Source organism: Amycolatopsis sp. NBC_00438, from assembly GCF_036026695.1.
GTDB lineage: Bacteria > Actinomycetota > Actinomycetes > Mycobacteriales > Pseudonocardiaceae > Amycolatopsis.
The window spans coordinates 7,889,955-7,913,631 of the sequence record NZ_CP107923.1 but is presented as its reverse complement, the minus strand read 5'-3'; the positions used below and the strand labels follow the sequence as shown (position 1 = coordinate 7,913,631).

Sequence of the window (23,677 nt, the reverse complement as noted above, 5' to 3'; positions counted from 1 at the left end):
AGACTGGTGCGCGTGAGTCCCCCCTCGGATCTCCGCCCCTACCTGCGCACTTTGGACGCGGAGACGCTGGCGGACCTGTTGCACGCCCAAGCCGAGCGTGACCCTGAGCTACGCCATTCGCTCGAATTGCGCGCCGCGACCCAATCCGGTGACGTCAGCGAGGCGCACCGGCTGCTGGACACGGCGGTGACCGACGGGAACGTCGAGTACACCGCGAAAGTCGGCGCGGTCCTCGACACCCTGCAGCGGATGCTCGACGCCGGCAGCCGCGCCGACCTGGCGCCGCTGGCCCGCCGCACCGTCGACGACATCAGCGAGATGTACGAGCAGGCCGGCGACCACCCGGGCGACCTCGGCGACCGGCTGGACCGCGCCGTCGAGATCTACGCCCGCGCGTGCGCCGCCCGGCCGCCGGACCCGGAGAAGCTGGCCGACTGGATCCTCGAGGTCGAGTTCGACGGCCCCGGCCGCCCGGTGATCGACCTCGCCGAGTTCGCGCCGCCGCTGGGCGAACCCGGCCTCCGCCGGATCAAGTCCACTGTGGACGACGTGCTCGCCGCGAGCGGGCCCGGGCACCGCCGCGACGTGGCCGAGCGGCTGCAGGAACAGCTGGCCGAGGTGCTCGGCGACGTCGACGGGCTGGTCGCGATCCTGTCCGCCAAGCCGCCGCGCGTCGACGTCAGCCTCAAGATCGTGCGAGTGCTGCGGGCCGCGGGCCGGCACAGCGAGGCCATCGCGCACGCCGCCCGCGCGCTCACCCCGCACAAGCACCTCCGGCCGCCGCCCGCGAAGCCCGAAGAGGACGACGACGTTTCGCGCCGCCGCAAGGAGTTCGACGAGCGGCCGGGCCGCGAGACGTACGCCGCGCTGCGCGAAGCCGCGTCGGACGCGGGGAAGTGGCCGGTGCAGCGCCGGGCCGCGCTGGCCCGCCTGCGCGAGCGGGCCGCCGACGGCGTCGAGCACGCCGACGAGCTGGCGCGTGTCCTGCTCGAGGACGGCCGGCCCGACGAAGCGTGGCGCGCCTGCGTCCGGTTCGAGGCATCACCGCAGGTCAGGCTCGAGCTGGCGGAGCTGCGCTCGGCCGAGCACCCGGCCGAGACGATCCCCGTGTTCCGCGCCGAGGTCGACGAGCTCATCGAGCGCAAGGACCCGCAGGCCTACCAGGACGCCGCGCGCCGGCTGAAGCTGTTGCGCACCTTGCACAAACGCGCCGGAACCCCGGACGAATTCACCGCTTACCTCGGCGCCCTGGTGGAAACCCACAAGCGGAAAACGCGGCTGATCACGGAAATCCGCGCCGCGCGCATCGCCCTGCCGAAAGCCGTAACCTCACCGCGCGCGGCTCGTTGACCGGCTGAACCGGTTTGCACGTGCATCGCCGGCATCGAGCCCGCCAAGGCGGTCACACCGCTTCTGGCCAGTGATGTCGCGGTGGCCCTGTTCCACCGGCCGGCTCGGCGCCTCCCCGTCGAGCGGCCGGCGGGACCCGCGCCAGGGCCACCGCGACCTGCTCGGCCGTAACCGGACCGAACCCCCGCAAAGCAGGCTGTGACGTCCGGGGCGTTGCCCCGGGCCGGGGGCTCCGCCACCCGAACCCCCGCAAAGCGTGCATGAAAACATGACCCCATGAGCCCGGTGAGTCGCGCCCGCAAGAAGGCCCCCCAACCCGTCACGCACAGCGTGACCGGTCTGTTCAAGGACGTCCTGAACGACTTCTCGGCGATGGGCGCCGACCCGGCGCCGGTGGACGTCGAACTGCTTGCCTCCGAGGTGCTCGGCCAGTTCCACGACGTACCGCTCGAAGAGGGCGAAGAGACGCTCGGCCTGGAGCTGATCGCCTTCGCGCAGCGCAAGATCACCCCGGGCGCGGCCGCGCTGCTGGCCGCGCTGGCCGTCGTCGCGGAGACCGACGTCGAGCGCAAGGCCGCCGACGCCGGCCTGGAGACCGTCCTCGGCCGCGGCATCCCCGCGCCGCCGTGGGCCGGCGGGCTGGGCCGCGTCACCGCGGGCGAGTGCTGGCGCACCGGCGACGTCTACGGCGACGAGTCGTCCCTGCTCATCATCTTCGGCCACGGCGACCAGGTGCACGGCCTGCTCGCGCTGCTGGACTTCACCGAGGGCGGCCGGGTGCGCGACCTCGTCGTGATCGACCAGCCCGGCGAGGTCCTCAAGGAGATGCGCGAACAGGCCGAGGCCGACCCCGAGCTGGTCGTGCTGGAACCGGTCGACCCCGCCGACGCGCACCGCCTGATCGCCGACGGCCTCGACACGACCGACCGCCTCGACGAGGCGGACGTCAGCGAGGACTACGCACGCTTCCACGCCGTCGCGCTCACCTGGTGCCGCGCGCTGCCCGAGCCGTCGCTCGTGCCCGAGGTGGCCGAGTGGTCCGACACCGAGCGGGCCGCCGTCGTCGAGCAGTTCGCCGTCGCAAGCGGTGAAGACGCCGACGCCGCGCGCGCGATCGGCGGCCTGCTGCTGGAGCACGGCCTGCGCACCGACCCGGCGAACCCGCTGCGGGTCGGGCCGGAGAAGCTCGCGCGGTTCCTCGAGGGCCTCTTGGGTGAGGAGTACGAGCTGGACGCCGAGCACGAGGAGGCCGTCGAGCCGGTGGTGCTGGCGTGGGCGCAGTGGGCGGCCGGGCGCGAAGGCCTGACCGAGACCGCGACGGCGGCGCTCAAAGAGGCCGTCGCCGAGTACCTGGGCGAGTACAACGACGAAGACGACTCCCCGCTCGAGCGCTACTTCGGCGACGTCGGCGACCTGTCGCCGTCCGAGCTGGCCGACGCGCTGGAACGCCGGATGTTCGCCGTGCCGTCGCTGACGGCGGAGATCGGCGACGAAGAGGTCGACCTCGACCCCGCCGACCCCGAGCAGCGGCGCGCGCTCGTCATCGCCGAGGCGGACGAGGACGAGGAAGAAGAACGGCTGGTGCTGCGCGCCACGGTCGTCGACCAGCTGTGGGACGACGAGCCCGTCGAGGCCTGGCAGGCCGTGCAGCGCCTGCAGGAGGGCGAGCTCGACCGCGTCGAGATCTTCGACCGGCTGATCGACGCGCTGGAGAGCACGCTGCTGGAGTCCGAAGAGGCGCTCGAATACGACGCCGACGGTTACCTGGAGGCGCTGGCCGAACTGAGCTGACTCACGGGAGGGGGCCCGCCGGTTCGACGGGCTTGGTCCGGTGGCGTCGCTCCTGCAGCTTGTCGTCGAAGTCGACGACGAACGCCCCGGCGGCCATCGCGATCAGCAGGGCCAGACCGAGCACCGCACCGACCCACGTCAGGATCATCGCGAACATCGCGGGCCTCCTCCCAGCTCAGAGTCGTTTTCCTGGTTCCCTCAGGGTCGCTTTCGGAACGGGTCGCCGGTATCGGCCAACCGGTTACGGCTGAGCGGTCCACCTCGGCCGATCGGCCGGGAAACCGGAGCTGAGAGCCACCGCGCGTGCCCGGCCGTTCGCCCACAGTGGAAAAGACGACATGTGGGTGAACGGCCGGGGTGACGGTGTCAGAGTTTGCGGAGCCGGACCCGGTTGATCGTGTGGTCGGCGTCCTTGCGCAGCACCAGCGTCGCCCGGGGGCGGGTCGGCTTGATGTTCTCCATCAGGTTGGGCTCGTTGATGGAGTGCCACAGGTGCCGCGCCTCGGCGCGGGCCTCGTCGTCGGGCAGGCCGGCGAAGTGGTGGAAGTGCGACGCCGGGTCCGCGAACGCCGTGTGCCGCAGCTTCAGGAACCGCTCGACGTACCAGCGCTGGATGTCGTCGGTGTGGGCGTCGACGTAGATCGAGAAGTCGAACAGGTCCGACACCGTCAGCCGCGGGCCGGGCTGCAGCACGTTCAGGCCCTCGATGATGAGGATGTCCGGCCGCTGCACGACCTGCTCCTCGCCGGGCAGGATGTCGTAGGCGAGGTGCGAGTACACCGGCGCGGCGACGCGCTCGGCCCCCGACTTGACCTCGGTGACGAACCGCAGCAGCGCGCGCCGGTCGTAGCTCTCCGGGAAGCCCTTGCGGTGCATGATCCCGCGGCGCTGCAGCTCGGCGCCCGGGTAGAGGAACCCGTCCGTGGTGACGAGGTCGACGCGGGGGTGGTCCGGCCAGCGGGCGAGCAGCGTGCGCAGGACGCGGGCGGTGGTCGACTTGCCGACCGCCACGCTCCCGGCGATGCCGATGACGTACGGGACCTTCGTGCCGCGGGAGTCGTCACCGAGGAACGTCGTGGTCGCTTCGTAGAGCCGCTGGCGCGCGGCGACCTGCAGGTTGATCAGGCGGGACAGCGGGAGGTAGACGTCGGCCACCTCGGCCAGGTCGACCTGCTCGCCGAGGCCGCGCAGGCGCAGCAGCTCGTCCGCCGTCAACGGCAACGGCGTCGAACTTCGCAGTTCTTTCCACTGTTCCCGGTGCAGCTCGACATAAGGGCTGAGTTCGCGGACCCGGGTCATCGCACACTCCTCCGACCGTCGCCTGCACTGGCGGACGTTCACCTGCGTCCATCAACGGTAGGGCTTGCGGCCGTTGAACGCGCTGTGATGTCCACCCCACCCGGGGGTGCTCACCTGGAGTGACGGAAGACGTCGTCCCATGCCGCGGCGACCTGACGCGCGCAGGTCGCGGGGTCCACGCCGCCCGCGCCGGTGCCGAGCCCGGGCATCGCGATCGTCTCGACGGACTCGCGCACCGGGCCGTCGTCGAGCAGGCCGTCCCGCCACGTGAGGAACACCGCCCGCGCCGCCAGGTAGGGGTGCACGGTGTCGGCGGGCAGCACCTCGCCGGGCTCGCGCGTGGTCGGCGCGCTGATCAGCCACGCCGGCTCGGCCTCGCCGGTCGGCACGATCACGGCCTCGCCGATCGGCAGCTCACCGCCGTGAAACGCCAGGACGGCGCTGCGGACGTGCTGCTCGACGCCGGGGAACGCCCGCGCGTAGACGGCGTCGATGCCGCCCCGCATCCGGCCGTAGGAATCGGCCGGGCTGACCACGGCCTGGGCGAGGACGTCGAGCACCGACCCGCGGTGCACCCGGACGCGGCCCGCCACCTTCCCGGCGACGGCGGTCCAGGCGGTGGCGAGCGGTTCATCGACGGCGCACAGCACCAGCTCCGGGGACCGAGGGGACACCGGCGGGTGGGTGCCCTCGTGGCCGGCGTGCGTGCCCGAGTCGGCGGTCACCCCTCAAGCATCGCAAAAAACACCACCCGGCGTAACCGGGTGGCGTACCGGCTGTCCGAGTGAATGTCGCCACGCCCCGGCCCCGTAACCTGGGTGTTGTGTCACGGATCGCATACTTCGGCCCCCAGGGGACGTTCACCGAACAGGCCGCGCGGGTCCTCGCCGGCGGCGGGGACCTGATTCCCGTCGAGACCGTCCGGCTGGCGCTGACGGCCGTCCGCAACGGCGAGGCGGACGCCGCGTGCGTCCCCATCGAGAACTCCGTCGAAGGTGTGGTGCCCGCGACCCTCGACGCGCTCAGCGAGTCGACGCCGCTGGTCGCGATCGCCGAAACGATCCTGCCGGTCCACTTCAGCGTGCTCACCCGGCCGGGTGACCGCGAGATCCGGACCGTGGCCAGCCACCCGCACGCGCTCGCCCAGGTCCGCGACTGGCTGGAGGCGAACCTGCCGGACGCGAACCCGGTGGCGTCGTCCTCGACCGCCGCGGCCGCGGTCGGCGTGCTGCAGGGCGACTTCGACGCCGCGGTCTGCGCGCCCGTCGCGGTCGAGCACTACGACCTCGAGGTGCTGGCCACCGAGGTCGCCGACGTCACCGACGCGGCGACCCGGTTCCTGCTGGTCCGCCCGCCGGGCGACCTGCCCGCGCCGACCGGCGCCGACCGGACCTCGGTGGTGGCCGCGGCCGTGAACCGCACCGGCACGCTCGCCGAGCTGCTCACCGCGCTGGCCGACCGCGGGATCAACCTGACCCGCCTCGACGCGCGTCCGACCCGCAGCAACTTCGGCGAGTACCGGTTCTTCATCGACTTCGAGGGGCACGTGGCTGAGCCGCGGATCCTCGACGCGCTGACGGCGTTGCGCCGGCACTGCCGCAACCTGCGTTTCCTCGGCTCGCACCCGCGGGCCGACAGCACCCGGACCACGCTCGAGCCCGGCTTCGGCAACGACGACTTCGTCGAAGCGGCCGTCTGGGCCGACGCCGTCCGCAAGGGGGACCTGGCGTGAGGCTGCTGCTCATCCGCCACGGCCAGACCGACGGGAACGTCCGCGGCGCGCTGGACACCGCGCTGCCCGGGCCGCCGCTGACCGAGCTGGGGCAGTCGCAGGCCGCGGCGCTCGCGGGCCTGCTGGCGGGGGAGCCGGTGGTCGCGGTCTACGCGTCGCGGGCGACCCGCGCCCAGCAGACCGCCGCGCCGCTGGCCGCGCGGTTCGGCTTGGAGGTGCAGGTCGTCGACGGCGTGCACGAGGTCGTCGCCGGCGACCTGGAAGGCGCCACCGACCACAAGTCGATCCGGACCTACATGGACACCGTGAAGAAGTGGACGCTCGGCGAGCTCGAGCCGGCGCTGCCCGGCGGTGAGAACGGCACGAGCGTGCGCACCCGGATGCTCGACGCCGTGGGCCGCCTGCGCGCCAAGCACGAGCAGGCCCACCCGGACGGCGTCGTCGCCCTGGTCAGCCACGGTGGCGCGATCCGCCTCGGCGCCGAGTGGCTGGCGCCCAACGTGCACGCCGACGTCGCCAACGCGGCCCTGATCCCGAACACCGGCATCGTCGAGCTGCAGGCGCGGCCGGACGCGCAGTGGTACTGCCTCACCTGGGTCGACACGCCGCTCTGACCGCCCCTCACACACACGGGTGAGTTCAGCGGGTTGGCGCAGGTCACCGCCGGGTACTTCGGACAAGATCCGCATAGGGTTCGTGAGTGATTCACGGTGCGGAACCAACCTGGTGGGGGGCCCGTGCGTCTACCCACTAGTAGCACCCAGCACAGGGAGGCGAGTGAAATGGTTCGTACGAGGCTTTCACGGTTTTTCCCGGTCGTCGCGGCTTCGGCCGGCGTCCTCGCGCTCTCCGCCTGCGGCAGCGGCGGGACGACGCCGGCGGCGAGCAGCTCGACGCCGTCGACGTCCGGGTCCGCCACCTCCTCGACGGCCCCCACCGCGACGCCGAGCTCCAGCAGCCCGGCCCCGGCCACCTCGCCGACCGCCGCGCCCGTCGACAACGGGCTCTGCAAGGCCGGCGACGTCAAGCTCGCGCTCGGCCAGGGGGACGCGGGCGCCGGCTCGCTGTACCGGTCGCTGGTCATCACGAACTCGAGCGGCAAGCCGTGCGAGATCCAGGGTTTCCCCGGCGTCTCCTACGTCGGCGGGACCGACGGGCACCAGGTCGGCAAGGACGCCTTCCGCGAGGGCGCCAAGGGCAACGCGGTCAAGCTGAACCCGGGCCAGTCCGCGGCCGCCGACATCCAGTTCGTGAACGTGCGGAACTTCGACTCCGCCACCTGCCAGCCGGCCGAGGTCAAGGGCCTGCGGATCTACCTGCCGCAGGAGACGGCGTCGAACTTCGTGCCGGCTCCGGGCACCGGCTGCGCCAGCACGAAGATCCCCGGCAACCAGCTCGCGGTGAAGACGGTGCACCCGGCCTAGACGTCAGATGCGGGCGCAGATCTCCCGCGCCTGGGTCAGGTGCCGCTGGCCGGAGATGTCGTTGAAGTGCAGGCTGAGCACCATCCGGCTGACTCCGTCGATGTGGTCGGCCAGCGGCTGGTAGTTCTCGTTGACCTGGGCGGCCGCCGCCGAAAGCTCGCGGGCGGCGGTCATCCGGTGCAGCCGCTCCGGCGTGAGCCCCGGCGTCAGCGCCGGCTGCGTCTCGCGGCTCGTGTCGGGGATGTCGCCGACGCGGTCGAGAGCCTGGCACGCCGCGAGGGCGTCGTCGAGGGCGCCGGCGTGCACCCCGGACAGCCCCCAGAGCAGCCCGAGCACGCCACCGCCGAGCACGAACCCGGCCACCGCGCAGAGCACCAGCAACCGGCGAGACGGCGGCGTCGGCGCCGCGGGCTCACCGGATTCGGCCGAAGACTCTTCGTAGTCGGGACCGGCGTCGGTGCCGGTACCGGGGTCCACGGTGCGCATATCCGCCTCCCACCACCTGGGTGATGAGACATTTCAGCTCACATTTACGGATCCTGGTGCGGAAGCGCCCCGGCTGAGGCCGATTCGTCATCGAGTGCGAACCGCCGCAGCGCGCCGAACGCGAACACGGTGATCATCAGCATCGCGATCCCGGACACGGCGAACGTGCGCGCGGCGGTGCCGAGCGCCTCGGTCAGCACGCCGCCGAGCAGGGCGCCGACCGGGATCGCGCCCCAGACGACCGTGCGCCAGACCCCGAGCACCCGGCCGAGCAGCTCACCGGGCACGAGTGTGTGCCGCGCCGTCGCGAGCACGACGTTCACCGCGACGACCGCCGCCGCGAACAGGCCGAACAGCGCCGCCCCGGTCACCGGCGAACGCGCCAGCCCCATCCCGCCGAACCCCAGGCCGCAGCCGAGGATCCCGCCGAGCAGCACCGCGCGCCGGCTCGACGCACGCACCAGCCGTGGCGCGGCGCCCGCGCCGAGCAGCCCGCCGATCCCGCCGGCGAACGCGAAGAACCCGAACGCCGCGTCGGACAGGTGGAGGTCGTCGAGCGCGTAGAGCACCAGCTGGGCCTGCGCGAGCTCGCTGACCAGGCTGAGCAGCCCGGCGACGGCGACCAGGCGCAGCAGCAGCGGGTGGCCCCGCAGCCAGCGCAGCCCGGCCACCAGTTCGACGCGCAGCCGCTGCGCGGGCGCCTCGGTCCGTGGGCGGTAGGTCCCGGCCAGCCCGAGCAGCACGGCCGCGGCGATCGCGAACCCGGCCGAGCCGAGGACGAACGGGAAGGCGGCGAAGAGCGCGAACGCCGTGCTGCCGATCGGGCCGCCGAGGAACGTCTGCCCGACGATCTCGCACGCCTGGAGCTTGCTGTTGGCCGCGTCCAGTGAGCCGTCGCCGACCACCGCCGGGACCAGGGCGTTGGCCGCGCTGTCGGCGACCGTCTCGGCGGTCCCGATGACCAGCGCGGTCAGGTAGACCAGCCAGATCGTCAGCCCGCCGCTCGCGACGAGCACCGCGAGCGCGCCGACGGCGACCGCGCGCGCGGTGTTCGCGACGGCCATCGCGCGCCGGCGGTCGATCCGGTCGACGAGCGCGCCGGCGACCGCGGCGAACAGCAGCCAGGGCAGGAACTGGGTGGCGGACAGGCCGGCGATGAGCACCGGGTCCCGCGTCAGCGTCGTGGCCAGCAGGGGCAGGGCCACCTTGCCGATGCCGTCCCCGAGGTGGGACGCGGCGCTCGACGTCAGCAGCCACGTGAGTCTTCGGGAGGTGTCCATCGGGGCCCCCGGCACTGTTCGCAGTCACCCAATGACTTCGGGTAACAGGATAACGGTGCGTTCACCCCAGCGTGGTCACAGAGTTACTACTGGTGTCAGCCCCAGCCGAGCTCGTGGAGCCGGGCGTCGTCGATGCCGAAGTGGTGGCCCAGCTCGTGCACGACGGTGATGAGGACTTCTTCGACGACTTCGTCCTCGTCTTCGCACATCGACAGGATCGGCTGCCGGTAGATCGAGATCCGGTCCGGCAGCACCCCGCCGTACGACGACGTCCGCTCGGTCAGCGCGATCCCGTGGTAGAGACCGAGGATGTCCGGCGCCTCGTCGTTGAACTCCTCGACGAGCACGACGACGTTGTCCATCGCCTTCGCGAACTCCGCCGGCACCTCGTCCAGGGCCTCCGAGACCAGTTCTTCGAACCGCTCCCGGCTCATCTCGACGGGCATCAGCCGTTCTGCTTCGAGGTCGGCGGCGCGGAGCTCGACGTCTCCGGGCCGCCACCGCCGTCGGACGGCGGGCCGTCGGCGGGTGGGCCGTCACCCGGCTGGCCGCCGTCGGTGCCCGCCGGCGCGGTCTTGATGCTGCCGGTCACGGCCTGCAGGCCGCTGCCGTCGGGGAGTTTCGCCGCCACCTTGCAGTTGACCTTCGTCGAACCCGCGTCCCAGCTCTCCTGCTCCCGCAGGTCCCAGGTCAGGATCAGGTGCTTGGCGTCGAGGTCGGCGCCGCCGGTGTAGTCCGCGGCCGCCTTGGTGCACTCGGTGTCGAGCCAGGCCTTCTGGTCGTCCTGCTTCGGGTAGCCGTCCTTGAACTTCGACTTGAGGTCGAGGGTCGCGATGATCTCGTAGGAGTGCGGCTTCGTGCACTCGACCGGGTCGCCGACGCCCTTGCCGAGCAGCGCGAGGCAGGTGCCGGGCTCGAAGACCAGCGACTGGTCCTGCTCCTTCGCCGGGGCCGTGGTCGGCAGCAGCTTGCCGCCGGGGCCGGCCCACTGCAGGCCGCAGCGCAGCTGGCGGTCGCCGTCATCCCACTGTGACGTCGTCGGGCGCAGCAGGTTCGTCGTCAGCTTTCCGTAAGGATCGAGGTTGTGCCCGAGGTACGGCTTCACGTCGGCGGTGCACTTCTGCTGCGCGATCTGCTGCCACTGGTCCAGCGTCGGGGTCGGCGCGCCCTCCGGGAACTGGGCGCCGATGTCGACGAGCGTGGTCACCTCGAACAAGTGCGGCTGGGTGCAGACCACCTTGCGCGCGTCGCTCGCGTCGGGATTGTCCCAGGTCAGGCAGCTGCCGGGCGGCGAATGGAAGGCTTCTTCGGCGGCGGCCGACAGCTTGCCGGCCCCACCCCCGACGCCGCCCGTGATGCCGCCGCCCCACGAGAAGACGACACTGAGGGCGAGCGCGATGAGCGCGCCCGCGAAGATGCCGCCCATCACGACGCGGGTGCGCAGCGTCTGCGTGGCGGCAGGGAACCGATCGGCGCTGGAAGACATCGCAGTCCATGATGCCCGCGTCGCGCGCGACGTGCGCGATCCGGGTGGTTAGGGTGGTCACGGTTTCGTGGTGGCCGGTGATTACGGAGCGTATATGACGCAGGACAACAACACTGGGGACCAGCCGCCCTCGGAGCCGCCGAAGCGCGGTTCCATGAGGTTCCAGGACTCCAGCACGCAACGGCGCGAGCCTTCGCTCGCCGAACAGCGGGCCCGCCAGCAGGCGCTCGCCCAGGAAGAACGCGACGAGGAGCTGGCCCGTCAGGCGGACGCCAAGGCGGCCACCCGGCGCAAGATCCTCATCGGCAGCGGCGTCACGGTCGGGCTCGTCGGCCTGGTCGCGACGTTCTACTCGGTCGCGAAGCCGGCCGGTGACGTCACCGCCGTCTGCACCGACTCGAACGGCATCGTCCAGGGCGACGACAACTGCGACGAGAACTACGTGACCAGTCACGGCGGGTACTCCAGCGGTGGCTTCCTGTTCCTGCCGATCGGCGGGGGCGGTTACAACAGCTACCGGTACAACTACGGCGGCACCGGCACCATCGGCCAGCGCGTGTCCGGCGGCTCGTTCGACGCGCCGTCGTCGCGCACCAACGTCAACACCAAGTCGGGCAAGTCCGTCCAGCGCGGCGGCTTCGGCATCAGCGGCAAGAGCGGCAGCACCGGCGGGACCGGCGGCAGCGGCAAGAGCGGGGGATCTTAGGTGTACCGGGACCGGCGTGAGCCGCGGCGCGACTGGCAGCGGATCGTCGAGGAGCAGGGGCTCGTCTACGGCACGCCGGCCCGTGACAGCAGCGGCCGGGTGCGGCCGTACTGGGACGAGTCGGTGCACTACGTCTTCGAGATGGACGAGGTCCTCTCGCTCGAGGCCGACGTCGAACTGCTGCACTCGATGTGCCTCGAAGCCGTCGACAACGTCGTGACGACCGAGGGCTACCAGCGGTTCGGCATCCCGGAGTGGGTCTGGCCGCACATCGCCGAGTCGTGGAAGCGGCAGGACCCGCACGTCTACGGCCGGTTCGACCTGCGCTACGACGGCCGGTCGCCCGCGAAGCTGCTCGAGTACAACGCGGACACGCCGACCACGCTGCTCGAGGCGTCGCTGCTGCAGTGGCACTGGAAGACCGACGTCTTCCCGGACGACGACCAGTGGAACTCGATCCACGAGAAGCTCGTCGAGCGGTGGTCCTTCCTGCAGGACAAGCTGCCGTCGAACGAGCTGCACTTCACCTGGTCGGCGGCCGACCCGTCCGGCGAGGACAACGTCACCACGGCGTACCTGCAGGAGACGGCGGCCGAGGCCGGCCTGGACACCGTGGGCCTGGCGATCGAGGAGGTCGGCTGGGACCCGGTGCTCAAGCGGTTCGTCGACCTCGAAGAGCAGCAGATGGCGACCGTGCTGAAGCTGTACCCGTGGGAATGGCTGGTCGACGAGGAGTTCGGCCGCAACGCCGTCGAGTCGCTGCCGCGGACGCTGTGGGTCGAGCCGCTCTGGAAGATGATCCTCTCCAACAAGACGCTGCTGGCGATCCTGTGGGAGAACTACCCGGGCCACCCGAACCTGCTGCCCGCGTTCGCCGACGACCCCGGCCTGCTCACCGAGTACGTGCGCAAGCCGAAACTGGGCCGTGAAGGCGCGAACGTCCAGATCGTCGCCACCGGTTACGAGACCCAGACCGACGGGGTCTACGGCGCCGAAGGCTTCGTCTACCAGGCGTTCGACCCACTACCCGAGTTCGACGGCTACCGGCCGGCGCTCGGCGCGTGGATCGTCGGCGACAGCTCCGCGGGACTGGGCATCCGGGAGACCGGCGGCCTGGTCACCGACGACGGTGCGGCATTTGTCCCACACCGCATCCCCGAGTCGTGATACAACACCGCTGCTGATCAGCTCTTTTTCCTGGGAGAGAACTCGTGAACACGACCCTTGCGCTGTCCGACACGTTCGGCTCCGACCTCGTGCGGGGGATCGGCGCGATCCTGCTCTACGGCGTCATCGGCCTGCTGCTGATGTTCGCCGGCTTCTACGCCATCGACTGGACCACGCCCGGCAAGCTGTCGAAGCTGGTCACGCAGGGCCTGCCGAACGCGGTGATCGTGACCGCGTCCGGGCTGCTCTCCATGGCGTTCATCGTCGTCGTGGCGATCTTCAACTCGGCGAGCGACCTCACCGAGGGCCTCATCACCTCGCTGGTCTACGGCCTGCTCGGGATCGCCGTCCAGGTGATCGCCGTCCGGCTGCTGGAGTGGGCGACCCGCATCGACGTCGCGTCGACCATCGAGAGCGAGAAGTTCGCCCCGGTCAGCATCGTCGTCGCGGCCGCGCACATCGGCCTGGGCCTCGTGGTGGCGGTCGGCATCTCCTGATCTCCCTCGCATCCAGGTGAGCCGGGCCACGTGCGTGGCCCGGCTCTCTTGTTCCCACTAGCGTGGAGTTCGTGCGCCTGCTGAGGACACCGGACGACCGGTTCACGGACCTGCCCGACTTCCCCTTCGAGCCGCGGTACGTCGAGCTCGACGACCCGCACGGCGGCGTCATCAGAGTGGGTTACGTCGAGGCCGGCCCCGCGGACGGGCCACCCGTGCTGCTGCTGCACGGCGAGCCCAGCTGGTCCTACCTCTACCGCAAGATGCTGCCGGTGCTGGCGGCCGCCGGGCTGCGCGCCATCGCGCCGGACCTGGTCGGTTTCGGCCGGTCCGACAAGCCGGGCGACATGGTCGACCACACCTACGCCCGGCACGTCGAGTGGATGCGCGGTTTCGCCTTCGACGCCCTCGACCTGCGCGACGTCACCCTCGTCGGCCAGGACTGGGGCGGCCTGATCGGCCTCCGCCTGGTCGCGGAGCACCCTGCGCGTTTCGCACGCGTCGTGGCGTCCAACACGGGCCTCCCGACCGGCGACCACGACATGCCGGCGGTGTGGCACGCGTTCCGCGAGGCCATCGAGAAGGCCCAGGTGCTGGACGTCTCGCGCTTCGTCCAGTCCGGCTGCAAGTCACCGCTGCCGGCCGAGGTGCGCGCGGCGTACGACGCACCGTTCCCGAACGAGATGTACAAGGCCGCGCCCCGGGCGATGCCCGGCCTGGTGCCGTACCGCCCGGACAACCCGGCGTCCGTGGCGAACCGCGACGCGTGGAAGGTGCTGACGGAGCTGGAGCTCCCGTTCCTGGTGGCCTTCTCCGACGGCGACCCGATCACGGGCGCCTTGGCCCCGGTGCTGCAGGCCTCGTTGAAGGGCGCGCAGGGGCTGGAGCACCCGGTGATCACCGGGGCGGGTCACTTCCTGCAGGAAGACGCGGGCGAGGAGCTGGCCGAGCACGTGGTGCGCTTCATCCTGAGCTGAGCAGCCCCCGATTTCCACGCTACCGGGACGGGCCGACAGTTCCGCTCGCCCTAAAGCCGTGAAGGCCTCCTTACCGGCTCTTATGGCCGGTAAGGAGGCCTTCACGGCTTTTCATGACCCCGGGTTGTCGGGGGCGCTCGCTAGGCTTGAATCGGGGGCTGCTCAGGTCAGGCGAGCGCCGCGTGGGTCGCCGCCAGCGAGTCGACCAGGATGTCCAGGCCCTCCTGGGCCTCATCGGCGGTGAGGGTCATCGGCGGGCCCAGCCTCAGCACGTTGCCGTGCAGGCCGCCCTTGCCGATCAGCAGGCCGCGCTTCTTCGTCTCCTCCAGCATGCGCGCCGCCGCGGCCACGAACGGTTCTGTTGTGCCCGGCTTGATCAGCTCGATGCCGATCATCAGGCCCTTGCCGCGGACCTCCGCCACCAGCGGTGACGAAGCCGCCTGCAGACCCGACAGCAGCTGACGGCCGCGGGCCGCGCAGTTCGCCTGGAGGTCGTGGTCCTTGATGTAGTCCAGCACCGCCGTCGCGCCGGCCATCGAGACCGGGTTGCCGCCGAACGTCGAGAACGACTGGGCCTGGAAGCAGTCCAGCACGTCGCCGCGGGCGACCACGCCGCCGACCGCGAGGCCGTTGCCGAGGCCCTTCGCGAAGGTCATCATGTCCGGCGTCACGCCGTGCGCGTCGATGCCCCAGAAGTGCTCGCCCGTGCGGCCCCAGCCCGTCTGGACCTCGTCCGAGATGAACAGCACGCCGTAGGAGTCGAGCACTTCCTTCATGGCGCGGAACAGGCCGTCCGGCGGGAGGCTGAAGCCGCCGACGCCCTGGATCGGCTCGGCGATCAGGCAGGCGACGTCGCCCGCCGTCGCCGTGTCGAGCACGTCGACCAGGTCGGCGACGCAGGCGTCGATGTACGCCGCGTCGGACAGGTCGCGGAAGGGGCTGCGGTAGCGGTAGCCGCCGTGGACGTAGTTGACCTTGACCGGGCTCAGCGCCGACGCCGACCAGCCGCGGTTGCCGGTGATCGCGACCGTCCCGAACGACCGGCCGTGGTAGGAGTTCCGCATCGCCAGCACCTGGTTGCTGCGCCGGAACTGTGTCGCGAGCATCAGCGCGGTGTCGTTCGCCTCGCTGCCGGAGTTCGTGAAGAAGACCTTGGCGTCCGGGATGCCGGACAGCGAAGCGATCCGCTCGGCCAGCTCGACCTGGGAGCGGATCAGGTACAGCGTCGAGGTGTGCAGGATGCCGGTGTCGAGCTGCTTGCGGACCGCGTCGCCGATCTCGGCGACGTCGTAGCCCATCGAGTTCGTCAGCACGCCGGCGAAGAAGTCGAGGTAGGTGCGGCCCTGCGAGTCGGTCATCCGCCGGTCGTGCGCGTGCACGATCTCGATCGGCTCCTCGTAGAGCAGCGACATCCAGGACGGCATCACAGCGCGGTGGCGGGCGAGCAGCTCGTCGGTCATCGGGGCGCCTCCTCGGGGTCTCCTTGGAGTATGGGGAGCCCGCGAACAGAGCTTCAACGATCAGACTGTCGGGACAACCGCTGACGGGCGCACAGTCTGTACGGACTACCCTCTGTCTTCGTGATTGACCCCAGGACTCTGCGCGATGACCCGGAAGCCGTGCGCGCGTCGCAGCGCGCCCGTGGCGAGGACGAAGGAGTGGTCGACAAGCTGCTCTCCCTCGACTCCCGGCGCCGCTCTTCGATCGCGGCCGCGGACAAGCTGCGCAACGAGCAGAAGATCCTGGGCAAGCAGATCCCGAAGGCCCCGCCGGAGGAGAAGCAGCAGCTGCTGGCGACGGCCAAGGAGCTCGCCGCCCAGGTGAAGGCCGCCGAGGCGGAGCAGAACACGTCGTCGGAGGAGTTCGACCAGCTCTTCCGGACCGTGCCGAACCTGGTGCACCCGGACGCGCCGATCGGCGGCGAAGACGACTTCGCCGTCGTCAAGCACGTCGGCGAGCCGACCAAGCTCGGCTTCACCCCGCGCGATCACCTCGAGCTGCTCGAAGCGCTCGGCGGCGTCGACATGGAGCGCGGCGCGAAGGTGTCCGGCTCGCGGTTCTACTTCCTCACCGGCATCGGCGCGCAGCTGCAGCTCGGCCTGCTCAACATGGCCATCGCGCAGGCGCTCGAAAACGGCTTCACGCCGATGATCACGCCGTCCCTGGTGCGCCCGGAGATCATGGCCGGCACCGGCTTCCTCGGCCAGCACTCGAGCGAGATCTACCACCTCGCCGACGACGACCTGTACCTCGTCGGCACGTCGGAAGTGCCGCTCGCGGGTTTCCACGCCGACGAGATCCTCGACCTGAACGACGACGCGAAGCGCTACGCGGGCTGGTCGTCCTGCTACCGCCGCGAAGCCGGCTCGTACGGCAAGGACACCCGCGGCATCATCCGCGTGCACCAGTTCGACAAGGTGGAGATGTTCGTCTACACCAAGCCGGAGGACGCCGAGGCGGAGCACGCGCGGCTGCTGGACTGGGAAGAGCAGATGCTGGCGAAGATCGAGGTGCCCTACCGGGTCATCGACACCGCGACCGGCGACCTCGGCACGTCCGCGCACCGCAAGTTCGACTGCGAGGCGTGGGTCCCGAGCCAGGAGGCCTACCGCGAGCTGACCTCGACGTCCAACTGCACGACGTTCCAGGCCCGCCGCCTCTCGGTCCGCTACCGCGGCGAGAACGGCAAGCCGCTGATCGCCGCGACGCTCAACGGCACCCTGGCCACCACCCGCTGGATCGTCGCGATCGTCGAGAACCACCAGCAGGAGGACGGCTCCGTGCGCGTCCCCGAGGCGCTGCGCCCGTTCGTCGGCGGCAAGGAAGTCCTCACGCCCCGCTGATTTGGGGTTATGCCAGGTGCGCACCCGTTCGGCCCAGTAATGTCCGGGCCGAACGGGAGGATTCTTCGGATGCGCATGAAGTGGCAGGCCGTGGTCGCGCTGGCGGCCGCCGCGACCGTGGTGACCGGCTGCACGGTGACGGTCGGCGGGTCGGCGTCGCCGGTGCCGGGCCAGGGGCCGGTGACCAAGGTCGTCGACGCTTGTTCGCTGCTGACCCCGGAGCAGGTCGACGCCCTCGGCTACCAAGGGGCGGGCCGGTCGGTGCCGGGCGACAAATCGCGGAACCAAGCGGCCATGTGCCTCTGGAACTCGAAGGACGACGCCGAGATGTCGTCGGTGCTGAACGTCGGCATGGCGGTGGACATCAGCATCGACGAGTACCTCGCCGGTGCCGTCCCGAAGTCCTCGCCGGAGCGGATCGGCGGCTTCAGCTGGACGCAGTACGCGTCGATCCTGGCCGGTGACTGCTCGCTCTACACCGTGCTGGGTGAGAAGTCGTTCGCCTACGTCAGCGTCTCCGGCACGGACCTGGCCAAGTCCTGCGCGCTGGCGAAACCGGCGATCCCGCAGGTCGCTTCGCACCTGCCGGGCGGTCAGGACGCGCCCCAGATCACGCCGTCGACGTCGGCGAAGCCGGAGCCGGGCGGCCCGCTGCTGTCGGTCGACCCGTGCACGCTGATGAAGCCGGAACAGCTGGCGCAGCTGAAGAACATCTCGCCGAGCGGCGAGAAGACCGTCTCGAACGTCGTGCCGAACTCGTCCTACTGCCTGTGGGACGACACCGACGGCAACGACGGCCAGAAGGCGTTCGAGGTCTGGGTCGGCCCCAGCACCCCGGTGGCCGACTGGCCGGGCACGACGGACGTCCAGCCGACCGAAACCGTCGACGTCGGCGGCAAGAAGTGGGGCGTTTTCCCGAACATGGGCGGCCTGCGCGCGACCTGCGGCGCGACCCTGCCGATCACGGACACCTCGTCGGTGCAGGTGGTCAGCGGGTTCATCGGGGACGACACCAAGACGTGCGACGTCGTCAAACAAGGCCTGCCGCTGGTGACGGCGAACCTGCCGGCCTGAACCTCAGGCCGAGACCTGGTCCGCGATGTGGCGCGCGATCTCCAGCGCGCTCGTCGCGGCCGGCGACGGCGCGTTCAGGACGTGCACCTGGTCGCGGGCGGTCTCGATGAGGAAGTCGTCGACGAGCGAGCCGTCGCGGCGCATCGCCTGCGCGCGGACGCCCGAGCCGTGGCGGACGATGTCGTTCTCGGTGACGGCCGGGACCAGCCGGGCGAGGCTGGCGGCGAAACGCTTCTTCGAGAACGAGCGCCGCACCTCGTCGAGGCCGGTCGGGACCGCGTACTTCTTCGCGAGCCGCCAGACGCCGGGGAAGGCCGCGACCTCGGCGACGTCCTTGGCGGAGAAGTCGCTCCAGCGGTAGCCCTCGCGGCGCAGCGCGAGCACGGCGTTGGGGCCGGCGTGCACGCTGCCGTCGAGCATCCGGGTCAGGTGCACGCCGAGGAACGGCAGCGTCGGGTCCGGCACCGGGTAGATCAGGCCCTTGACCAGCCCGCGGCGTTCGGGCTTGAGCTCGTAGTACTCGCCGCGGAACGGCACGATCTTGGCCGACGGCGTCAGCCCGGCCAGCCGCGCGACGCGGTCGGAGTGCAGGCCGGCGCAGTTGACGAGCCCGTCCGCGACGATGACGTCGGACCCGGTGGCGACCTCGACCCCGCCGTTCGCGCCGGCCCGGATGGCCACCGCCGGGCTGTTCAGTCGCAGGTCGACGCCGGCTTCGTCGAGCAGCCGCACGAGGGCCTCGCAGACGGCGGGGAAGTCGATGATCCCGGTCGACTCGACGCGCAGCGCGGCGACGCAGGCGACCTCGGGCTCGTACTCCCGCGCTTCGGCGGGGGAGATCTTCTTCGCCGGGACGCCGTTGGCCTCGGCCCGCTCGGCGAGCGTGTCGAGCGCCGGGATCTCCTTCTCGTCGGTGGCGACGACGAGCTTCCCGCACACCTCGACCGGTACGCCGTACTGCCGCGCGAAGTCCACGATGGACCGGTTGCCGGCGACGGACATCCGCGCCTTGAAGGAACCCGGCTTGTAGTAGAGCCCGGCGTGGACGACGTTCGAGTTGTGCCCGGTCTGGTGCGCCGCCCACCGCGGCTCCTTCTCCAGCACGGTGACGTCCAGCCCGCGCCTGGTCAGCTCCCAGGCCACAGCCAGACCGACGATCCCGCCCCCGACGACCACCACGTTGCGCACGATCGACCAGGCTACGCGAGTCCCTGGTGCGCGCCGCCCCCTGGCGTTACCTAACGTTCGTCAGGTAACGTACCTGACCAATGTCAGGTAAGCGGTTGACCCGGGAAGCGCGGCGCGAGCTGATCGTCGCCGCGGCCGCCGAGGTGTTCGCCTCGGCGGGCTACGACGCGGCCGGCATGCGCGAAGTCGCGGCAGCGGCCGGAATCAGCACGCCGGTGCTCTACGACCACTTCCCGGCCAAGGCGCAGTTGTACGCGGCCCTGCTGGAGTCCGAAGTGGACGATCTGCTGGCGGGCTGGGCCGAGCTGCCGCTCTCGGATGACCCGGAAGTGTTGCTGCGCAGCCGCGTGTCGGCGATCTTCGCGTGGATCGAAACCCACGAACGCGGCTGGCGGATGATCTTCGCGGAGCCGCCGTCGGACCCGGCCGTCGCGGCGACGCACCGGGCGGGCCAGGACCGGGCGACGGCCAACCTGACGGCGTTGTTCCGCGGCATCCCGAGCCTCGACCTGACCGCCCGCATCCCGCGTGAGCTGGCCGACGAGGTCCTGGCGGACGCGAGCAAGAGCGCGCTGAACGCGGTGGCGACGTGGTGGTGGCGCCACCGGGAAGTCCCGCGCGACGAGGTCGTGGCGCTGACGGTCGACCTGCTGTGGCGCGGCCTGGCCACGCTGACCAAGGGGGAGCGATGAGCACCGAGACGTACCGGATCGCGGCGGAAACCGGCGACGTGGACCTGGCGATGACGGCGTTCGCCCCGGACGCCGTGCTGCACTCGCCGCTGACTTCGCGGGTGCGCTTCACCGGGCACGCGGAACTGCGCGCGCTGATCGAGGTGGCGTACTCGCACCTGACGGAACTCCGGTTCCACACGGACGTGGGTGATGAGCGGACCCGGGTGGTGGTTTACACGGCCCGCATCGGCGGCGAGCCGATCGAAGAGGCCGCGCTGCTGCGGCTGAACTCCGCGGGCTTGATCGAAGAGGTGACGCTGTTCGTGCGCACGCTGCCGGGGCTGGTGGCGTTGATGGACCGGTTCGGCCCGGACATCGCCCGGCGCAACGGCCGCCGGTGGGCCGCGCGCGTGCTGGGCGTGGCGACAAAACCGTTGCTGGCGATGGTGAAGTCGGGGGACCGGTACGCGGTCCCGCTGGTCAGTCCGCGAGCCCGGCCGTAGTCAGCGCCTTCTGCGCGCTCATCCCCAGCCCGACGCCGTAGGCCCGTTCGAAACCCGCTGCCCCCAGCGACTCCCGCACCCGCGCCCGGATCGACGACGCGTCCGGGTCGCCGCTGATCGCCGTCCCCCGCACCGCCGCGGCCGCACCCAGCAGCACCGCCGCCTGCTCCGGGTGGGCCGCCGCGCCGGCCAGGCCCTCCAGCGCGAACGCCACGACGTCGCCCGCGTGCCAGTGCCGGCCCACCAGCAGCGCCTGCCGGTGCGAACCGGCCGCGTCGGAAACCCGGCCTTCCGCCAGGGCCAGCCAGCCCAGCGAGATCAACGCGCGCGCGTGGGCCGTCTCGGCCGCGAACGACCCGCCTTCGCACTCCGCCAGCGCGCGTTCGCAGAAGGCGCGCGCCGTGGCCAGGTCACCGGCCAGCCGGGACAGGTCCGCCAGGCCGACGTAGGCCGCCGCCCGGGATTCCGGCATGCCCGAGCGGCGGGCGGTCGACGCGGCCAGCTCGTAATCCGCCCGCGCGCCGTCGTGGTCACCCTGCAGCACCCGGGTCCAGGCGCGGCGCGTGATCAGGTCCGCGACGTCGTCCGTCGCGCCCAGTTCGTGCATCAGGGCCAGCGACTCGTCCATCTTCACCAGCGCCTCGGCGTGCTCGCCCCGCCAGCTCAGCAGCTGGGACAGGTGGTCCAGCGCCATCGACAGGCCCCACCGCTCGCCCAGCGCACGGTATTGCGCGGCGCCTTCGCGCAGGCCCTCCTCGGCTTGGCCGAGGTCGCCGGTCATCATCGACCGCAGGCCGAGCCCCGTCGGCACCAGCGCCCAGCTCCACGCGTCGCCCTGCGCCAGCATCGCCTCGCCGCGCCCGTACAGCTCCGCGTCGTCGGCGGGCGGCCCGACCACCACCGCCAGCACCATGATCAGCATGGGGTGCCGCGGCATCCACATCGAATCCCGGGCGTACCGCTGGGCCAGGGGCACGTACGGCGCGAGGGCCTCTTCGTTCGGCATGCCGGCCAGCGCGGTGAGCATGCAGAGCAGGAACTCTTCGAGGTACTCCGCCCGCACTTCCGGCCCGCAGCGCTTGACGACCTCCAGCGACACCCCCGCGCCCTCGAACCGCCGGCCGCGCATCCACCAGTACATCGCCAGGGGCGTGACCAGCCGCAACGCGAGCACGATGTCCGCGTCGGCCGCCCAGCGCAGGGCCGCGAGGATGTTGTCGTAGTCGGCGTCGATCCGGGCCAGCCACTCCAGCTGCGCCGCCGTGCGCAGCATCGGGTCGGCCTCTTCGGCGAACCGCAGGAAGTACTCGGCGTGCGCGCGGTGCAAGGCGTCCGTCTCGCCCGCTTCGGCGAGCTTCTCGGCGCAGAACGCGCGGATCGTCTCCAGCATCCGGAACCGCCCGCCGACCGCCTCGACCAGCGACTTGTCGGCCAGCTCCGGCAGCAGGTCGACGTCCGCGCCGCACACCTCGGCGGCCGCGGCGCTCGTCGCGCCGCCGGGGAACACCGTCAGCCGCCGCGCGAGTTCACGCTCCTCGTCGTCGAGCAGGTCCCAGCTCCACTCGACCACGCCGCGCAGCGACCGGTGCCGCGCTTCGGCGGTGCGGCTGCCGCGCGCGAGCAGCCGGAACCGGTCGTCGAGCCGGGCCGCGATCTCACCGGCCGGCAGGATGCGGACGCGGGCCGCGGCCAGCTCCAAGGCCAGCGGCAGGCCGTCGAGGGCCGCACAGATGTGCTGGACGTCGCCGATCGTCGACTCGTCGACGGCGAACGCGGGATCGCTCGCGGCCGCGCGGTCGGCGAACAGCCGGATCGCCGCGAACTCGCCGGCCCGCGCGGCGGACGTCCCGGGCGGCGGCACGGCCAGACGCGGCACCGGCGCCAGCTGCTCACCGGTGATGCCGAGGGGCTCACGGCTGGTGGCCAGCACCCGCAGCCCGGGGCACGCGCCGAGCAGCCGCCCGGCCAGCCGGGCCGCGACGTCGATGACGTGCTCGCAGTTGTCGAGCACCAGCAGCGTCGTGCGGTCGCGCAGCGCCGCGATCAGCCGGTCGGCGGGGTCCTGCGCCTCACGCTGGCGCAGGGGCGTGTCCCGCAGGCCCAGCGCGGTCAGCGCCGCGCCGACGACGTCCGCGGGGCCGTGCGGTGCCAGTTCGACGAAGGCGACCGGGCCCGCCTCGGCCGCCGCGACCTCGACGGCCAGCCGCGTCTTGCCGGTGCCGCCGGGCCCGGTGAGCGTCACGAGCCGGGCGCGCGCCAGCAGCTCCGAGACCTGCCGCAGCTCGTCGTCGCGTCCGACGAAGCTGGTCAGCTGCGCGGGCAGCGCCGAGATCGCGGGCTTCTCGGTTTCGCCGCGAAGCACGGCGAGGTGCGCTTCGGCGAGTTCCGCGCCGGGGTCGGCGCCCAGCTCGTCGGCCAGGGTGCGGCGGGCGTCCTCGAACGCGGCCAGCGCGTCGGCGGATCGGCCCGCGGCGTGCAGCGCGCGGACGAGCTGCGTGCGCGGCCGCTCCCGCAGCGGCCGGGCGGCGATCGTCTCGCGCAGGCCGGCGAGGACGTCTTCGGCCTGGCCCAGGGCCAGCCGGGCCTCGACGTGGTCGTCGGCCGCGTCGGCCCGCAGCTCGTGGAGCCGGGCGGCCTGGGCGGCGGCGAACGGCGCGTCGGCCAGGTCGCTGAACGCCGGCCCGCGCCACAGCGCCAAGGCCTCGCCCAGCACGTCCGCGGCGGGCGAGCCGGCCTTCAGCAGACCGCGGCCTTCGCGCGCGAGACGTTCGAAGCGGTGTACGTCCACTTCGTCCGGATCGACGACCAGGCGATAGCCCGCTGCGGTGAACTCGACCGGCGCCAGGTCCTTCAACGCCGTCCGCAGCCGCGACACCTGGGATTGGAGGGCGTTCGCCGCGCCGTCCGGCGGGTGCTCGCCGTACATCCCGTCGATCAGCCGCTCGGCCGGGACGAACCGGCCGGCGTCGAGGGCGAGCAGCGCCAGCAGCGTGCGCGAGCGCGGGCCGCCCACCACCGCTGGTGCGCCGTCCGGGTGCCACGCGGTGACGGCCCCCAGGACCCCGAATCGCATGCGCCCAGCGTAGGGCGTGGTCAGGCTCATGGTGGGCGTCACTCGAAAGAGGGGTTCGGTGTGGGCCTGTGAATCAGCTGAGCGTACGTATATACACTTCGCCGGGTCCCCACGCAATGGGAGAGGT

At 71.7% G+C, this 23,677-nt stretch carries 23 protein-coding genes; 13 read left to right on the top strand and 10 right to left on the bottom strand.

Annotated features, from left to right (window positions below; genetic code table 11):
- The first annotated feature begins 12 nt into the window (after positions 1 to 12).
- Positions 13 to 1,350 carry a hypothetical protein gene (locus OG494_RS36060; RefSeq protein WP_442874326.1) on the top strand — a complete coding sequence of 446 codons (1,338 nt, stop codon included), beginning with the start codon at positions 13 to 15 and terminating at the stop codon, positions 1,348 to 1,350.
- Positions 1,351 to 1,626: 276 nt separating this feature from the next.
- On the top strand, positions 1,627 to 3,141 hold the full coding sequence (locus tag OG494_RS36055; RefSeq protein WP_328446408.1) for a hypothetical protein: 1,515 nt from the start codon (positions 1,627 to 1,629) through the stop codon (positions 3,139 to 3,141).
- A gap of 1 nt (position 3,142) precedes the next feature.
- Here OG494_RS36055 and OG494_RS36050 read toward each other — a convergent pair whose 3' ends face one another.
- From OG494_RS36050 to OG494_RS36040, 3 genes are all read right to left on the bottom strand, one after another.
- Positions 3,143 to 3,298: a hypothetical protein gene (locus tag OG494_RS36050; protein WP_328446406.1), complete on the bottom strand. Its 156-nt coding sequence runs from the start codon at positions 3,296 to 3,298 to the stop codon at positions 3,143 to 3,145.
- Between the two features lie 209 nt (positions 3,299 to 3,507).
- Entirely contained in the window at positions 3,508 to 4,440 is a 933-nt protein-coding gene (gene coaA, locus OG494_RS36045; RefSeq protein ID WP_328446404.1) for a type I pantothenate kinase, read from the bottom strand.
- A 110-nt stretch (positions 4,441 to 4,550) separates the two neighbouring features.
- A complete protein-coding gene (locus OG494_RS36040; RefSeq protein WP_328446402.1) occupies positions 4,551 to 5,165 on the bottom strand; it encodes a macro domain-containing protein in 615 nt (204 codons plus the stop codon).
- Between the two features lie 98 nt (positions 5,166 to 5,263).
- Here OG494_RS36040 and pheA point away from each other — a divergent pair, with 98 nt between their 5' ends.
- The 3 genes from pheA to OG494_RS36025 all read left to right on the top strand — a co-directional run bounded on the left by pheA (position 5,264) and on the right by OG494_RS36025 (position 7,596).
- Positions 5,264 to 6,172, top strand: a complete 909-nt coding sequence (pheA, locus tag OG494_RS36035; protein ID WP_328446400.1) for a prephenate dehydratase — start codon at positions 5,264 to 5,266, stop codon at positions 6,170 to 6,172.
- Positions 6,169 to 6,786: a histidine phosphatase family protein gene (locus tag OG494_RS36030; RefSeq protein ID WP_328446398.1), complete on the top strand. Its 618-nt coding sequence runs from the start codon at positions 6,169 to 6,171 to the stop codon at positions 6,784 to 6,786. The genes pheA and OG494_RS36030 overlap by 4 nt, the downstream gene beginning before the upstream one ends.
- 168 nt (positions 6,787 to 6,954) lie before the next feature.
- On the top strand, positions 6,955 to 7,596 hold the full coding sequence (locus OG494_RS36025) for a DUF4232 domain-containing protein (RefSeq protein ID WP_328446396.1): 642 nt from the start codon (positions 6,955 to 6,957) through the stop codon (positions 7,594 to 7,596).
- A gap of 3 nt (positions 7,597 to 7,599) precedes the next feature.
- On the opposite strand, the gene OG494_RS36020 is transcribed toward OG494_RS36025, so the two are convergent.
- The 4 genes from OG494_RS36020 to OG494_RS36005 form a co-directional block, all read right to left on the bottom strand.
- The gene (locus OG494_RS36020) at positions 7,600 to 8,082 is read right to left on the bottom strand and encodes a hypothetical protein (protein ID WP_328446395.1); all 483 of its coding nucleotides are present in this window, start codon (positions 8,080 to 8,082) and stop codon (positions 7,600 to 7,602) included.
- 44 nt (positions 8,083 to 8,126) lie between these two features.
- Positions 8,127 to 9,362, bottom strand: a complete 1,236-nt coding sequence (locus OG494_RS36015; protein WP_328446393.1) for an MFS transporter — start codon at positions 9,360 to 9,362, stop codon at positions 8,127 to 8,129.
- A 95-nt stretch (positions 9,363 to 9,457) separates the two neighbouring features.
- A complete protein-coding gene (locus OG494_RS36010) occupies positions 9,458 to 9,808 on the bottom strand; it encodes a metallopeptidase family protein (protein ID WP_155548455.1) in 351 nt (116 codons plus the stop codon).
- The gene (locus OG494_RS36005) at positions 9,808 to 10,848 is read right to left on the bottom strand and encodes a septum formation family protein (protein ID WP_328446390.1); all 1,041 of its coding nucleotides are present in this window, start codon (positions 10,846 to 10,848) and stop codon (positions 9,808 to 9,810) included. Before OG494_RS36005 ends, OG494_RS36010 begins: the two co-directional genes overlap by 1 nt.
- Positions 10,849 to 11,002: 154 nt before the next feature.
- On the opposite strand from OG494_RS36005, the gene OG494_RS36000 reads away from it, so the two are divergent.
- From OG494_RS36000 to OG494_RS35985, 4 genes are all read left to right on the top strand, one after another.
- On the top strand, positions 11,003 to 11,554 hold the full coding sequence (locus OG494_RS36000) for a hypothetical protein (protein WP_328446388.1): 552 nt from the start codon (positions 11,003 to 11,005) through the stop codon (positions 11,552 to 11,554).
- A complete protein-coding gene (locus OG494_RS35995) occupies positions 11,555 to 12,721 on the top strand; it encodes a glutathionylspermidine synthase family protein (RefSeq protein ID WP_328446386.1) in 1,167 nt (388 codons plus the stop codon). It begins immediately after the preceding gene.
- 44 nt (positions 12,722 to 12,765) lie between these two features.
- Positions 12,766 to 13,218 (top strand): DUF350 domain-containing protein, encoded by a 453-nt coding sequence (locus tag OG494_RS35990; protein WP_247059881.1) that lies wholly within the window; start codon positions 12,766 to 12,768, stop codon positions 13,216 to 13,218.
- A gap of 71 nt (positions 13,219 to 13,289) precedes the next feature.
- On the top strand, positions 13,290 to 14,195 hold the full coding sequence (locus tag OG494_RS35985) for a haloalkane dehalogenase (RefSeq protein WP_328446384.1): 906 nt from the start codon (positions 13,290 to 13,292) through the stop codon (positions 14,193 to 14,195).
- Positions 14,196 to 14,362: 167 nt separating this feature from the next.
- On the opposite strand, the gene OG494_RS35980 is transcribed toward OG494_RS35985, so the two are convergent.
- Positions 14,363 to 15,655, bottom strand: a complete 1,293-nt coding sequence (locus tag OG494_RS35980; protein ID WP_328446383.1) for an aspartate aminotransferase family protein — start codon at positions 15,653 to 15,655, stop codon at positions 14,363 to 14,365.
- A gap of 120 nt (positions 15,656 to 15,775) precedes the next feature.
- Between OG494_RS35980 and serS the strand changes: the two genes are divergently transcribed.
- Together serS and OG494_RS35970 are read left to right on the top strand one after the other, a co-directional pair.
- Complete coding sequence (gene serS / locus OG494_RS35975; protein WP_328446381.1) at positions 15,776 to 17,038, top strand: serine--tRNA ligase; 1,263 nt, start codon at positions 15,776 to 15,778, stop codon at positions 17,036 to 17,038.
- A 69-nt stretch (positions 17,039 to 17,107) separates the two neighbouring features.
- Positions 17,108 to 18,112, top strand: coding sequence for a DUF3558 family protein (locus OG494_RS35970; RefSeq protein ID WP_328446379.1), 1,005 nt, complete (start codon positions 17,108 to 17,110; stop codon positions 18,110 to 18,112).
- Positions 18,113 to 18,115: 3 nt separating this feature from the next.
- Here OG494_RS35970 and lhgO read toward each other — a convergent pair whose 3' ends face one another.
- The gene (gene lhgO, locus OG494_RS35965; RefSeq protein WP_328446377.1) at positions 18,116 to 19,300 is read right to left on the bottom strand and encodes an L-2-hydroxyglutarate oxidase; all 1,185 of its coding nucleotides are present in this window, start codon (positions 19,298 to 19,300) and stop codon (positions 18,116 to 18,118) included.
- Between the two features lie 95 nt (positions 19,301 to 19,395).
- On the opposite strand from lhgO, the gene OG494_RS35960 reads away from it, so the two are divergent.
- Positions 19,396 to 19,992, top strand: coding sequence for a TetR/AcrR family transcriptional regulator (locus tag OG494_RS35960; protein ID WP_328446376.1), 597 nt, complete (start codon positions 19,396 to 19,398; stop codon positions 19,990 to 19,992).
- On the top strand, positions 19,989 to 20,477 hold the full coding sequence (locus OG494_RS35955; protein WP_328446374.1) for a nuclear transport factor 2 family protein: 489 nt from the start codon (positions 19,989 to 19,991) through the stop codon (positions 20,475 to 20,477). The genes OG494_RS35960 and OG494_RS35955 overlap by 4 nt, the downstream gene beginning before the upstream one ends.
- On the opposite strand, the gene OG494_RS35950 is transcribed toward OG494_RS35955, so the two are convergent.
- Entirely contained in the window at positions 20,455 to 23,550 is a 3,096-nt protein-coding gene (locus OG494_RS35950; RefSeq protein WP_328446372.1) for a BTAD domain-containing putative transcriptional regulator, read from the bottom strand. The two genes, OG494_RS35955 and OG494_RS35950, sit on opposite strands and share 23 nt — an antisense overlap.
- Between the last annotated feature and the right edge of the window lie 127 nt (positions 23,551 to 23,677).